Source organism: Humiphilus diazotrophicus (assembly GCF_059726315.1).
The window spans coordinates 5,485,027-5,498,925 of record NZ_AP040870.1 but is presented as its reverse complement, the minus strand read 5'-3'; the positions used below and the strand labels follow the sequence as shown (position 1 = coordinate 5,498,925).

Sequence of the window (13,899 nt, the reverse complement as noted above, 5' to 3'; positions counted from 1 at the left end):
CACCTCCACCGGTATCGATATCTTTTGGGAGGTTGAACCGTCTACCGGGAGCGCGGAAGGCGCAGATGCCAGCCGAGGTAACTCCTCAGCTTGCCACACTTACCGAGGAGCTTCCTGCCGGAAAAGATTGGCTTTTCGAGATTAAGTGGGATGGAATCCGCAGCCTTTGTTTTCTGCAGAAGAGTCAGATAACCCTCCTGAGCCGCAATGGCACCTCCTTAACAAGTCAATTCCCAGAACTGAAGAAAGCCATCGAGTGTCTTCATGCGGAAGAAGCAATTCTGGATGGCGAAATTGTCGTCTTCGATGAACAGGGCCGCGCCGACTTCCAGGCACTACAGCCAAGAATCATGTTGAGCCGGTTGAAGCAAACTCGCTCAGATGCTGTCCTGATTCTCTTCGATCTCCTCTATCTCGACGGATACGACCTTCGCAGTGTCCCACTTGAAGAGCGGTTCAAGCTCCTGGAGACAGTAGTGGAAGAATCCGCCGTGATCCGGCTCTCTTCCAGCTCTCGCGGAAATGGAAAGGTGTTGCTCGATTTTGCCAGGAAGCACGGGCTCGAAGGTGTTATGGCCAAGGATGCCCGCAGCGTGTACGAGGGCCGCCGCACGAGCAGTTGGCGCAAGATAAAACTCGTACAGGAACAGGATTGTGTGATCTGCGGCTTCACCATGGGCAAACGCGAGGCTTTTGCCTCACTCATTCTGGGACTCTATCGCGACGGCGAGTTGACCTACATTGGGAATGTGGGTACGGGATTCGATACAGCGCAGCAGAAAGAGCTGCGGGGCCTCATGGATCAACGCGTAATCAAAAAATACCCGTTTGCGGCCAATCCTCGGATTACGGGAGAGGTCACGTGGATCAAACCGGAGTTAGTATCACGAATCAAATACACGCAATGGACGAAAGAAGATCGTCTGCGAGCTCCTGTTTTCCTTGGACTTCGAACCGACATCACGCCGGAACAATGTATCCGCGAAGATAGCACTCTGGACCCGCCCTCGCATCCTCTTTCCGTGCCGGCAGATCTTCCCGCTAGTGCAGAGCCAGCACCGAAAAGGACAGCACAGGTTACAACGATTCCAGCAATTCCCGAGCAGAAGGATTCCGTAGATCTTCGTCTGGGAAAACACGAAGTTACACTGACTAATTTAAATAAGATCTACTTTCCCAACGATCGCTATACAAAATCAGACATTATTTCGTATTACGCGGATATAGCGGAGATTCTGATCCCCCATCTGAAGGACCGCCCGCTGTCCTTGCGTCGCTACCCTGACGGTATTCACGAAGAAGCATTCTTTCAGAAAGACGCAGAACGAGGTATTCCGGAGTGGCTGCAACGCAGCGATGAGGAGGAGAACAAATTCATCGTCTGCAACGATGCTGCCGGACTCTATTTCCTCGTGAACCTTGGCTGCATCGATCACAACCCGTGGATGAGCCGCCTTTCTTCGCTTGACTCGCCGGATTATCTCCTGATCGACCTCGATCCCTATCAGTGCTCCTATGACAAGGTTATGGAAGCGGCTTTATTGACGCGAGGAGTGTTGGAGGACTGCGAACTGGAGAGCTATCCCAAAACCTCGGGAGGCGACGGATTCCACATTTGTATCCCACTCCGTCACGGATATAGCTATGCCAATGTCCGAGGTTTTGCAGAACTGCTGTCACGAGCAGTACAAGAACGCAAGCCCGACCTCTTTACCACTCCGCGTTCGGTTGAAAAGCGGCAGGCAGGAAAGGTCTATTTCGATTATCTACAAATTGCGAAGGGCAAGACGTTAGCTTCCGTTTACTCGGTACGTGCACATGATGGAGCCCCGGTCTCTACTCCCCTGATGTGGAGCGAGGTTCACAAGCGGCGTACCCCCTACAGCTTTTCCATCCGCACACTCAGGAAGCGGACGGAAAAATATGGGGACCTCTTTCACCCCACTCTTTCCGGAGAACAGACGCTTACCGGACCGCTAACGCGGCTGGAAAAAATTCTGCAGAGCCTTTAGAGCTAAATTCCTGCCGACCACGGCTTCTTCCCCGGAATCGGACTCGCATTCAATTCCCTTTCACCGGAATTTGATATCGTCTTATAGAGACATAAGAGCAATTATTGTGTTTACACTGTCATGTAAGTGTAAGCACGTTGCTCCGGATTATCTTCAACCAAACACCACAACATCTAATTTCTGGTCCTTAGGAGCACTTCCCCGTTCGCTATGGTAAACATCTCTCGCTGGACAACCGGGCGCCGCTGGCTTCTTTTAATGCTGGGGCTGGTCTTTGCCAGTCTGATCCTGTTTGGATATTTAACTCGCGGGGGTGATGCCTCCCTTGAATACAATGCTCCCGCAGCGATGCCGAGCACAGGTGGGCTTGTCGACCAGAAGCCGCTGAACACGGCGCGCCGATTAGCTTCGCTGGCAGCAACCGCACAGGAACACCAGTACGCGGAGCAGGCTCTGCACCTCGCCGACCACGAGGTTTCCCAGGCCTTTGCCACCGCCTTGAGGCAGGCAACGGCTGAAGCGCCTACACTCTCCGCTGCTGCAGAAAAGCTTTCTCAGAGGATGTCCGCGCTGCAAGTTCGGGTTAAGCAGGAGCAGCAGACAGTTACGCGTCTACAAAAAGCCCTGGCCGAAGCTGCAGACCAGGAAGGCGCTCAGGACGATCTCGATGAAGCCAATGCTCAACTGGCTTTGGATGAGAACGAACTCGACGACCTGCATGAAGATTTTATCCGTGCAGGCGGAGGCAGAAGCGTCAAGCTGCAGGAGGCACTCGAAGCCTACCAGCAAATCCAGAAGAACTCCGGGACAGTTAACTCCATCACCGCGACACAGGAAACGCCGCAAGCTCTACGCACTCTTCCAGGAAAGATCCAGGCCTACGCCTCGCTCGGAGAGCGGATGAAAGAGTTAGCGGCAGCTCGTCAGGATGCCCTGAGCATGGTAGCGACGCTGAGCAAGAAGCACGAAGCGCTTGAGGCTACCACAGAAAAAGCTGCCAACTCCATGCAGGCCGAGACGGAGGCTGTTGCACAAAATACCGCGCCAGGTACGGACACCCGCAAAGCAGCAATCGCATCCATGCGCAAGGTCGGCGACCAGCGAAAGACGCTTGTCGAATACGACAAGCGCATTCGCGACGAGCAACAGCTGGCAGAGATCTATCAAAGCTGGGGCGAATTGGTTCGATTGCAGCGGCTCACCGTTCTGCATCGCATCATCCGTGTTTGCGGTATTGTCATCGCCTGGGTCATCATTGCAATCGTTCTCGATGCGCTGCTTTCCCGCATCTTTGAAAGATTCGGCAACGATCATCGGAAATTCCATCACCTGCGACTTATCTCCACACTGGTGGTTCAGATCCTGATCTTTGGAATGATCCTGATAATCATCCTGGGACCGCCACCGCAGCTTTCGACAATTATTGGGTTAGTAACCGCAGGACTTACAGTTGTCTTAAAGGACTTTATCGTCGCTATCTGCGGCTGGTTTGTCCTGATCGGGAGGAATGGAGTACGGATTGGCGACTGGGTCGAAATCAACGGTGTGGCAGGTGAGATCGTGAAGGTGGGACTCTTCCGCACTGTCCTGATGGAAACGGGCAATTGGACTGCAGCAGGACATCCTACAGGCCGAAGGGTCACCTTCTTTAACAGCTTCGCAATTGAGGGACAGTACTTCAACTTTTCGACCGTCGGTCAATGGTTGTGGGATGAAGTACGAGTAAATGTTCCATCCGGAGATAATCTCCAGGAAGACACGGACCGCATTGTTGGCATTGTGAATCAAGAGATTGGGAATTCCACGGAACTGGCTGAAAAGGAATGGAAGCGCGCATCCGGAAGCTATAGTCTGAAAAACTTTTCAGCCACACCGAATGTCAGCGTCCGTCCGGTAAACGGGAGCATCGAGGTAACGGTCCGTTATGTCGCCCGCGCCTCCGAACGTTTGCCGATCCGCTCAAGAATCTACCAGAAGCTCATCGAAGGGATGCAGGCTAAGGCCGCAGTCCAATAGACCATCGTGAAAAATCCAGACAGGACTATCTTGCGCAGCAGTCCTGTTTGGGAAATTGCAGTCTGAAATGGGTGACACTCCACATACTTGAGTGATTTCGACCCTTGCTTAACGAGGGATTTTCACTCATTATCTTTGGAAATAGTGCCGATGAAATCGGTATTCAGGGTACAGGTGATGGGTATGCGTTTATCGGTTGCGGCACTTGGATTAGCGATATCGGTTTCGGCTGCGGGGCAAGCTGTTTCGCCGGCTAGCGAAGATCCTGTGGCGCAGCCTCAGAGAGTTGTTTCTCCGTCTTCAGCGCCATCCGTTTCCCTTCCCGCAGAAAGCTCGCCTGCGATCCAAACTTCGGCGGCACCTATGGGGAAGGTCTCCGAACTGCTTGATTTTAAAGACTCGGATATCAAGTTCAACCTGCAGACCCTGATGAGTACCTTGCGAGGGCATGAAGGTTGGGTGCTTGGCGCCTATCCTGACCCAAACACAAGCAGGCCGCTTATCGGCGCAGGCTTCAGCCTCGATCTGCCGGAGCGCGTACATCTCCAGCGCGATCCTCGCAATCCGCATCCCTTCCTGGAACCATCGTCAGCCCAGCTTTGGAAAGCAGCGGGACTGGAACCGGCACGGCTGCAACGAATACTCGATCAATTCGCAATCGACAGCAGTACCTGGTCAAAAAAGACCTTCCGCAAGAAGATCAGAGCTCATGCGTTAACTTCGCAAATTGACAGTGAGGAAGCGACCGGGCTTCTCCGCGTCTCGGCAATACAGGCTGTTTATAACGCCAAAGCCTACTGCCGGAGATTTGACGAGCTAAGCGGCCCGCAGCAGATGGCACTGAGCCAGCTGGTCTACCAGATGGGCGTTAATCTTGAGCAGTTTGTGCGCTTTCTGGATATTGTGAATGGCGATGCCACTGCAGACGATGTGGCGCATTGGAAGAACGTACAGCACTCGCTGATGACAAGCCAATGGGCTCGAAAATACAGCGGCCGGGCTACAAAAGTAATCGCCATGTTCAATCCCGATTACTTCCAGGCTCCAGGCGCAGCAGAGCGGGAAATCGCAGCCACTCTACATCCGGCAGTCATAAGGCGTCATCATCGCGGCCACGCTGTAACCGCCCTTCGTGTTGCAAGTCATAGCAGGCATGTAGGAAAGAAGTCAGCCAAGAAGCTGCATGGAGCTCAAAGCAGGCGGAAACTAACCTAAGCTTCTGACGTCTACTAGAGGCTCTAGCCCGCAGCCTTCTTTTTCGCTGGACGACGAATCGTCTCCGTACCGGTGCTTCGTTTCGGCTGCTTCTTCTCCGGCATTGGCCCCTTTTCCTGCTCGGCAATGCTCTTCTTCAAGGCGTCCATCAGATTGATAACGGGAGCCAGTTTGCCGCGTTTCCGGTCTTCTTTGGGACCGGGAAGCCCCACATCCTTCGATTGCACCAACTCCTCTACGCGCCTGCTGTACTCATCCTTAAACTTGCCGGGATCGAACTTCCCGGTAAGCTGTTGCATAAATTGCTCGGCCAATTGCAGCTCTTGGGATTGAACTTCCCCCTCTTCCTGCTGGCCGTATTCAGCGATTTCCTTAACCTCTTCCGGATAGTACAAGGTGTGAAGAATCAGGCCTTTACGATAGGCACGCACCAGGACCACCTGCTCCCGTTGATGCAAGGTGAGCTTCGCAACTGCGGCAACCTGCAATTTCATCATGGCCTGGAAGAGCAAGGTATAAGCACGCCGCCCCGGCTCTTCGGCGACGGTGTAGTAGGAGGTCTCGTAATAGATAGGATCAACATCTCCTAAGCGCACAAACTCTTGAATCGCCATGGCTTCCGAGGAGGGAGCCTCTAAAGCCTTGAGCTCTTCATTGGTCACGATGACATTCGTGTCTTTGTCGATGGGATAACCTTTGGCTAATTCGTTCCTCTCGACCACCCGCTCACAGGTTGGACAAAACAATTGCTGCCGAATGCGGGTTCCGCAAGTGGAGTGGATCATGTGGAAGCTGACATGAGATCCCCGCGCCGCTGTGTATAGCCGCAGAGGAACAGAAACAAGACCAAAAGAGATGTATCCCTTCCAAACAGTGGATGCCATTGGATCTCCCCACTTTGCAAAGTAATTCTTCTGTCCGGGGTAAAGAAATTAGTCCAAATCAAAAGCAAAAGTTCCCTTCTCATGGGGAACCACAGCACCTATTCCAGAGGAAACTTATGTCGAGATCGAGAGAAAGTGCCTTACTGCTACAGTCGCAAATAGCGAAAACAGAGGCAAAGGCATGGCTTTCGAGAGTGAGATGAAGAGTGGTCTGTGGAAAGTTAGCCCAGAATAGCAAAAAAGCCTATCGCTTTTGACGATAGGCTTTTGCAATCGGAATGCGAGTTCTCTTTTGTTCTAAACGGAAGTCTCAGCTTTTGTTACAGATACATCTTCTTCGACAGCCTGTTCGGAGCCTCTTGCCCGACGCGCAATCATGCTGGCGATATAAGCAGCTCCAAATCCATTATCGATATTCACGACAGAGACATTTGGAGAGCAGGAGTTCAGCATTCCCAACAGAGCAGCTAACCCCCGAAAGGCGGCACCATACCCCACGCTGGTGGGAACAGCAATTACCGGTACACCTACCAGACCGCCTACGACACTCGGCAAGGCTCCTTCCATCCCGGCACAAACGACAACAGCATCCGCTAACCGAAGCACGTCCTGCTGAGCCAGCAAACGATGCAAACCGGCAACTCCGACGTCATACATGCGGTCGACCTTAGCCCCCATCAACTCCGCCGTAATCACCGCCTCCTCCGCCACTGGCAGATCACTTGTACCGGCGCACAGAACAGCTACGCGTCCTTTCGGGTGAGAAGAATCGGATTGCTTGAGGGCTATCGCACGGGCAGTCTTGTTGTAGTTCGCCTCTGGAACTACAGTGAGAACGGCAGTTGCGGCAGCTTCGTCTGCCCGAGTCGCCAAGACATCGCCACCGGCTCGCGCCATGCGGAAGAAGATCTCGGCAACCTGTTCAGGAGTCTTTCCCGCAGCGTAGATCACCTCAGGAAGTCCGATCCGCAAAGCACGATGATGATCGATCTTGGCAAACCCCGCATCCTCGAATGGCAGATGCGATAACTGCCGCATGGCTTCTTCCGGGGTTGTCAAACCATCCTGAACCTTCTTCAACATGGCTAACAGCACTTCAGGATTCATGCTTTGATCATCTCCTCTTTGCTGCGCACAGCAGTTAGCGCAGCTATCATGACCTCTTTTAACGGAACTCCCTTACTTTCGGCCAGCGCTCGGCAATCCTCAAATTCAGGAGCAAAGTTGCATGGCTCACCATCGAGCGAACCGATCTTCACACGCACAATGCCATAAGGAGTCTCGACTTGCTCGAAATGGCGGGCGAGACAAATTCTCTCTTCTTCACGGAAACGAATGCCTAGAGTGCTGGTCTCCTTAAGAAGGAATCGCATCATTCCTTCCTTCCGCTCCGGAGGAACGAGTACGGTCAACAGGGTTCCCAAACGGCTCTTCTTCATCGTGACCGGAGACATCATTGCATCCATGGCACCATGGGCCAAACTCTGCTGCAGCACGTGAGCCAACAACTCCGGAGATTGATCGTCTATGGTGCATTCAAGAACTACGATTCTCTCCGTTGCCATTGGCTTACCAAGCATCTCGCCCAGACTGATGCGCACAACATTGGGAAAGCCATGAGGGTCGCGAGTTCCCGCTCCATAGCCAATCTGCTCTACAGACAGCAACGGACGATTGAGATAACGCACACCCGCAGCACGAAGCAGAGCAGCTCCGGTAGGTGTAACCAGCTCCATCTTCGGGCCGTCGGAGTAGGAGGGCAGTCCTTTCAATAGTTCAGCTGTGGCCGGAGCAGGAACAGGAAAGTGCCCATGAGCACACTCCACGGAACCACTCCCTACATTGATTGCAGAACAGTACCATTCGTCCATGCCAAGATCTGTCAAAGCAACTGCATTACAGACGATATCGGCGATGGCGTCGACTGCTCCTACTTCATGAAAATGGACCTGCTCTTCATCAATGCCGTGAATCTTTGCCTCAGCAGCAGCAAGAAGACAGAAAGCCTTGATCGCCAGTGCCTCAGCGCGAGAATCCAGAGAGGCATTGCGAATCAAATCGAGAATAATGGATAGAGTCCGGTGTGGCTCCTGACCAGGGGAATGCTTGTGCTCATCTTTGTGCTCGTGTATATGCTCATGAGGATGAGAGTGAGGGTGATCGTGATGATGATCCTCTTCGTGAGAATGAGCCTTCTCTGCATCCTCGCCATTCACCAGCACCGAGATCTTCGTCGCCTTTATGCCGCTGCGCATAACCGGAGCAGCCTTCAGCTCGGCTCCAATCTTGAGCGCTGCTACTGCACGTTGTAACTTATCGAGGGAAACCCCAGCATCCACAAGTGCCCCCAGAAACATATCTCCACTAATTCCGGCAAAGCACTCGATATATCCGATCTTCATGCAGATGGGCCCTTTCTTTCCTTTACGACACGACGCGAGAGGAGATTAATACCTCTGCCGGTAGCAGGTCGTTCATCGACCCTGACCGATATCCGTCGCAATCGATAGCAGCATACTTAAAACCTGCTTTCTTAACGACGGTTGAAATCCGATGAAAGTTCTCCATGGTTAAGGCCTGGGGTAACTCGGCTTCAGAGATCTCCACTCTGGCAACTGCACCATGATGGCGTACTCGGAATTGCCGAAAACCCAATTCCAGGAGCCCCTCTTCCGCAACCTCAATCATGTGCAAGGCCTCAGGCGTAACCCGCCGCCCATACTCCACACGAGAAGCCAGGCAAGCTGCGGCTGGTTTATCCCAGATACTCAAATTGTTTTGTCTGGATAACTGGCGGACCTCTTCTTTCGTCAACCCAGCTTCTGCCAAAGGTGCGCGGACTCCATGCAGGGCAGCAGCTTTTTGACCGGGGCGATAATCCCGCGTGTCATCTGCATTTAGGCCATAGATGATCGTCGGGATACCGAGGCGTACGCCCTCGGCAGACAGAGCCCGAAAGAGCTCGTCTTTACAGTGAAAACACCGATTTGCATCATTTATGGCATAGGCTTCTTGTTCCATCTCGTTTGTACGAACCGCACGAACAACAAAGCCCCACTGTTCGGCGAAGGCTAAGGCATCGCGAAAATGGCTTCGAGGCAGGCTAGGTGAATCGGCAATGATGGCCAGAGCGTCTTTGCCCAGGACTTGGTGTGCCTGCCAGGCGAGGAATGCAGAATCCGCCCCTCCGGAATAAGCGACTAATACCTTCCCCAGGTCCTGGAGAAGAGATATGAGGAGATGCTGTTTCCGCTCCAGATCTTCCATCCGAATTCCTCCACTCGACTTTTCAGATGCAGAATCCTCCAGCAACTACCCCATAGTGCTATCGAAGTCGGTGGAGCATTTTCCGATATCTCAGAAGCTTTGACGGACCGAGCAACTTTCTCTATTCAAGAGAAACTTCTCTTCCTTATCCTTCTCATTGCAGAGCAATCTGTTATGGAACAGCTACTCTGGAGAAATATCAAAGCAGCTGAGCACCCACAGCCGCATCTATCCACCTCTAAGAGTTTGAAGCCTGCGGATACCGGATGACAAGGTTGAAGTATGCTGATTTTAGGGGAGGTTCATCCACTGTCCGCACCGGTAAGCCCTCGAACGCGTTTTTTCCTGCTGAAAGACACTGTTGCCTTACTCAGTTTGCTGGTAGTGACTGCCCTTCTCTTCCTTGTCACCCACCTTCTCTTTGGACTCTATAGTCACCACCAAAGCGCTGTTGCGGATAACTGGACAACCCGCGGAATACAGGCATTGCAATCACACCGGCCAGCTGAAGCGGTAAACGCTTTTCGTGCAGCCCTGCCCTATGCTGCCGATGAAAACCGAATTCAGCTCTTGCTGGCGGAAGCTCTGGCGAATGCGGGCGAAGCTTCGGAGGCGACAGCCTACTACCGCACGCTATGGGAACATGAGCCAGGAAATGGCCCAATCAATCTGGCTTTGGCGCGTTTGGCAGCCAAACGAGGAGACTTTACCGAAGCGTGGACCGATTATCACGCCGCTTTGGATGGAACCTGGAATGGAGACGGCTCCCGCCGCCGGATCGACGTCCGATTGGAGCTTGTGGAGTACCTGCTTCGGCAAAAGCATCTCGACCAGGCTCGTGGCGAATTGCTCATCGCGTCTGGTAACGCAATGGAAGACGTGGCATTGCGGCTCAGAATTGCAGGATTAATGGAGCAGGCAGGAGATTACGGAAACGCATTAGCTCTGTACCGAAAGGTATTGCAACATAATCCGGCGCATTTTGCAGCTTTAGAAGGTGCCGGGCGCACGGCTTACCGCAGAGGCTATTATCTATTGGCCCGCAATTACCTGGAACGTACGCTGAATCATCCGGATTTCTCCCATAAACCGGAGGAAACACGAGAAGAAATACGCAACGAGCTAAGAGACTCTATTCATATCCTCACGATGTATCCCTCGTGGAATCTGTCGCCGCAACAACGGGCACGGCGAATCGCAGTGATCGAAGAGATTTCTGCAGATCGGCTCGCCTCTTGCATGGCAACCTTGTATAGCAAGAATCAACCAATTCCAGACCCGCTGAACACCTTGTCCAAACAGTGGGCTTCTCTTCCAGCAAAACGCACATCCGCGCGGATTGCCGAAAATGGAGAGCTTGGCGAGAAGCTTCTTGGACTCTCCTATCAAATTGAATTGGAAACAGAAAAGAGCTGCGGAGAACCGGTGGGCGACGATCGTTTGCTGGCAAAGATAGCCGCGACCCCTCAAGCCGTGGAGGTCCAGTGACAAAGATCTTGGAGCAAACAAGCCTGGCTCCGCAGCCGGAGCCCCCCGCAAAAGTCACATCTCCTCAGCGAGATGCACGGTTATTCCTAATTCTGCCCATCTTCATGGGAGTCATCTCCGGGCTTCTGGTTGTTTGCTTCCGAATCGGTATTGAATCCATCAAAATGGCCACCCTGGGGTCAGCCCCCCATCGCGGCCAATTCCGGTTGTTGCTCTGGCCCTCCTTAGCAGGCTTGTTTGTCTCATTGCTGATCAAATACGTCTTCCCCGGCATTCGAGGAAGCGGGGTCAACCAGACCAAAGCTGCCCTCTATATCTACGACGGATTTATCTCCTTTCGTACCACCATCGGAAAATTCCTGACTTCGGCTATCGCAATCGGCAGTGGCCACTCGCTGGGGCCAGAAGATCCATCTCTTCAGATCGGAGCCGGGGTAGCTTCCTACATCAGCCGGAAGATGAATCTTTCCCGAGACCGACTGAGGCTATTTGCTCCTGTAGGCGCAGCTGCTGGACTGGCTGCCGCTTTCAACGCACCTATCTCCGCTATTCTTTTCGTAATCGAAGAGGTAGTTGGCAGATGGAATGCGGCGATGCTCGGCTCCATCGTTCTCTCGGCAATATCGAGTGTCGTTGTGGCGCGATGGTTCTGGGGACCGCAGCCAATGTTTCGCATCCCGGCAGTTGAACTACGGGATCCTCGGGAGCTGATTGCTTACGCAATCATGGGCATTATCGGAGGTATCGCCTCCCTGGTCTTCTCCCGGTCATTGGCTGCCTTGAGGCCACGGCTTCGACGGCTTAAATCCTGGACACATTCGATTCAGCCCGCAATAGCGGGACTATTGGTAGGCCTCATCGGATTTTTAGGATGCCCCCAGGTCATGGGACCCGGATATGAGGTTATCGACCAGGCGATGCATAACCAATTCACCTGGAAATTCCTCTTGGCCCTCGGCCTCCTGAAGATTCTGGCAACTACCCTTTCCTTCTCAAGCGGAACTCCAGGAGGAATGTTTGCTCCTACACTCTTCATCGGGGCGATGCTTGGAGCCTCGGTCGGGACATTTGAGAAACTCGTTTTCCCTCACCTTTCCGCCTCTGTTGGTTCTTATGCTCTGGTTGGAATGGGAGTCCTCTTTGCCGGTTTTTTGCGAGCACCGCTAACCTCGGTTTTTATGGTTCTGGAGGTCAGCGGAAATTACTCGATCGTGCTTCCAGTCATTCTGGCAAATACCTTGGCGTATTTGCTCTCTCGATGGTTACAGCCGAAATCTATCTTCGAGCTCTTTACACAGGAGGACGGCCTCGACTTGCCTTCGATGGAAGAACAACGGGAAGAGCTGACCTTACGTATTGAAGATGCTCTTTGTCCAATCGATGTCCCACTCGTGTCTGGATCATTGACTCTGAGTCAAATCGCTGCCGAATTAAAGAGATCAAAATCTGAGGAAGCGATTTTGAACCTGAGCGACCGATCTTATTACGCAATAACGACAGAAGAAATAACTAAATTCGAGACACAATATTCAGAGGAGACCAGAATCGAACTCATTCTGCCAAAAGATCGGCTTCCAGTTCTCTTCCCCGACCATCAATTGGATCGTACCTTACCGCACTTCCACCGTTGGTCCGTACTTATCGTTCGCAATCGTGCCAATCGAGATGCTCTCAACGGCATTATCCGATTGGTTACCGTTTTGGCTCGCTATGAAGAAAGTGACTAATTTCTCGACATTTTTTCGTATAGCAGAGTAGTCTTGCAGGAAGATCATCTGTCTTCGGCGACAATTGTGATCGAATACAATGCCTGTATTTCATTGTGTCTCTCCCCCAGAGGAAAACGCCAGGCAGTTGCGATGAGCTATAGCCGGGTACTTGCAATTCACCTTGAATAAACAATAAAGAGGCACAATTGGCTTCTCAGGTTAAGGATGAACGCTTAAGAGCAATCGCGTTAAAGCGGTGTACATCCTTCTATGGGACATGAAAAGAGAAGTCAGCAAGATCATCTATGACAGTTGCAGAAAGTTCACAACACTCTAGTTCTACGTTCGAAACAGTCCGTTTCGACATGCGACTGAGAGCCCATGGACAAATCCTACGGCTCGATCACTCCATCAAGCAGATCTTTATCCTGCCCGGAATTGTAGTTGCTCTGAGCCTTTGTACTGCGACGGCACCGCATCACCTTACGTGGCATATCCTGCTTGGAATGATTGCCATCACCGCAATCGCCAGCAGCAATTATGTTCTAAATGAGATGCTCGATGCTCCATTTGACCGGCTGCATCCAACCAAGCAATGGCGGCCAGCGGCTTGTGGATTGGTGAACTTCCCTGCCGGATATGCACAGTGGCTAACGTTGGGAGTCGCAGGAATATGGTTGGCGCATACAGTCTCACAAGGACTCTTTTTGAGCGGCCTGGCTCTTTGGTGCATGGGCTGTATCTACAACATCCCGCCGGTACGCTCGAAGGACATTCCATATCTCGATGTCCTCTCAGAATCGATCAATAACCCTCTCCGATTTTGTGCCGGATGGTATATGGTAACCGCTGTTGCCGTACCGCCAGTCTCGCTGCTTATTTCGTACTGGATGTTGGGTGCCTTTTTCATGGCACTCAAGCGCTTCAGCGAATACCGGCAAAATGGAGCAAAGATTGCCGGCGCCTACCGGCGCTCTTTTCTTTTCTATAACGAAAAGTCTCTCCTGAATTCCGTCCTGTTTTATGCCGCAGCATCCATGCTCTTCTTTGGGGCTTTTGTAATGCGCTATCGTCTGGAGTTGATTCTTGCTTTTCCGATGATCGCCTTGCTGATGGCTGTCTATTTCGATCTGGCTTTTGAACATGAAAGTGCCGTTCAGAACCCGGAAAAGCTCTTTAGAGAACCACGACTGATGCTCCTTGTCGGAGGATGCGTTCTGCTGCTGCTTTTCCTGCTCTCGGTCCATCTGCCTTGGCTAGAACAAATGTTTCCAAAATCCGTCTTACATTAAAGACAAACTTGAATTA

The 13,899-nt window shown here is 52.3% G+C and carries 10 protein-coding genes; 6 read left to right on the top strand and 4 right to left on the bottom strand.

All coding sequences use genetic code 11. The annotated features are described in order from the left end of the window. The first annotated feature begins 65 nt into the window (after nucleotides 1–65). The 3 genes from ligD (at nucleotide 66) to AC6I7T_RS22700 (ending at nucleotide 5,243) form a co-directional block, all read left to right on the top strand. Nucleotides 66–2,012 (top strand): DNA ligase D, encoded by a 1,947-nt coding sequence (gene ligD, locus AC6I7T_RS22710; RefSeq protein ID WP_497790016.1) that lies wholly within the window; start codon nucleotides 66–68, stop codon nucleotides 2,010–2,012. A 210-nt stretch (nucleotides 2,013–2,222) separates the two neighbouring features. After that, on the top strand, nucleotides 2,223–4,028 hold the full coding sequence (locus tag AC6I7T_RS22705; protein ID WP_497790015.1) for a mechanosensitive ion channel family protein: 1,806 nt from the start codon (nucleotides 2,223–2,225) through the stop codon (nucleotides 4,026–4,028). Between the two features lie 150 nt (nucleotides 4,029–4,178). Then, the gene (locus tag AC6I7T_RS22700; protein WP_497790014.1) at nucleotides 4,179–5,243 is read left to right on the top strand and encodes a hypothetical protein; all 1,065 of its coding nucleotides are present in this window, start codon (nucleotides 4,179–4,181) and stop codon (nucleotides 5,241–5,243) included. A 23-nt stretch (nucleotides 5,244–5,266) separates the two neighbouring features. On the opposite strand, the gene ku is transcribed toward AC6I7T_RS22700, so the two are convergent. The 4 genes from ku to larE form a co-directional block, all read right to left on the bottom strand. Then, nucleotides 5,267–6,127, bottom strand: coding sequence for a non-homologous end joining protein Ku (gene ku, locus AC6I7T_RS22695; RefSeq protein ID WP_497790012.1), 861 nt, complete (start codon nucleotides 6,125–6,127; stop codon nucleotides 5,267–5,269). Nucleotides 6,128–6,424: 297 nt separating this feature from the next. After that, a complete protein-coding gene (gene larB, locus AC6I7T_RS22690) occupies nucleotides 6,425–7,234 on the bottom strand; it encodes a nickel pincer cofactor biosynthesis protein LarB (RefSeq protein ID WP_497790011.1) in 810 nt (269 codons plus the stop codon). Next, entirely contained in the window at nucleotides 7,231–8,529 is a 1,299-nt protein-coding gene (gene larC / locus AC6I7T_RS22685) for a nickel pincer cofactor biosynthesis protein LarC (protein ID WP_497790010.1), read from the bottom strand. Before larC ends, larB begins: the two co-directional genes overlap by 4 nt. Nucleotides 8,530–8,551: 22 nt before the next feature. Next, nucleotides 8,552–9,394, bottom strand: a complete 843-nt coding sequence (gene larE / locus AC6I7T_RS22680) for an ATP-dependent sacrificial sulfur transferase LarE (RefSeq protein WP_497790009.1) — start codon at nucleotides 9,392–9,394, stop codon at nucleotides 8,552–8,554. 282 nt (nucleotides 9,395–9,676) lie between these two features. Between larE and AC6I7T_RS22675 the strand changes: the two genes are divergently transcribed. From AC6I7T_RS22675 to AC6I7T_RS22665, 3 genes are all read left to right on the top strand, one after another. Beyond that, a complete protein-coding gene (locus AC6I7T_RS22675; protein WP_497790008.1) occupies nucleotides 9,677–10,882 on the top strand; it encodes a tetratricopeptide repeat protein in 1,206 nt (401 codons plus the stop codon). Beyond that, on the top strand, nucleotides 10,879–12,609 hold the full coding sequence (locus tag AC6I7T_RS22670) for a chloride channel protein (RefSeq protein WP_497790007.1): 1,731 nt from the start codon (nucleotides 10,879–10,881) through the stop codon (nucleotides 12,607–12,609). The genes AC6I7T_RS22675 and AC6I7T_RS22670 overlap by 4 nt, the downstream gene beginning before the upstream one ends. 287 nt (nucleotides 12,610–12,896) lie before the next feature. Beyond that, nucleotides 12,897–13,883, top strand: coding sequence for a UbiA family prenyltransferase (locus AC6I7T_RS22665; protein ID WP_497790005.1), 987 nt, complete (start codon nucleotides 12,897–12,899; stop codon nucleotides 13,881–13,883). The last annotated feature ends 16 nt before the right edge of the window (nucleotides 13,884–13,899 follow it).

Bases quoted from the DNA above. Each gene is read 5' to 3' on its own strand.
- ligD (WP_497790016.1), top strand. From the start codon at position 66: ATGCCAGCCGAGGTAACTCCTCAGCTTGCCACACTTACCGAGGAGCTT.
- AC6I7T_RS22705 (WP_497790015.1), top strand. From the start codon at position 2,223: ATGGTAAACATCTCTCGCTGGACAACCGGGCGCCGCTGGCTTCTTTTA.
- AC6I7T_RS22700 (WP_497790014.1), top strand. From the start codon at position 4,179: ATGAAATCGGTATTCAGGGTACAGGTGATGGGTATGCGTTTATCGGTT.
- ku (WP_497790012.1), bottom strand. From the start codon at position 6,127: ATGGCATCCACTGTTTGGAAGGGATACATCTCTTTTGGTCTTGTTTCT.
- larB (WP_497790011.1), bottom strand. From the start codon at position 7,234: ATGAATCCTGAAGTGCTGTTAGCCATGTTGAAGAAGGTTCAGGATGGT.
- larC (WP_497790010.1), bottom strand. From the start codon at position 8,529: ATGAAGATCGGATATATCGAGTGCTTTGCCGGAATTAGTGGAGATATG.
- larE (WP_497790009.1), bottom strand. From the start codon at position 9,394: ATGGAAGATCTGGAGCGGAAACAGCATCTCCTCATATCTCTTCTCCAG.
- AC6I7T_RS22675 (WP_497790008.1), top strand. From the start codon at position 9,677: ATGCTGATTTTAGGGGAGGTTCATCCACTGTCCGCACCGGTAAGCCCT.
- AC6I7T_RS22665 (WP_497790005.1), top strand. From the start codon at position 12,897: ATGACAGTTGCAGAAAGTTCACAACACTCTAGTTCTACGTTCGAAACA.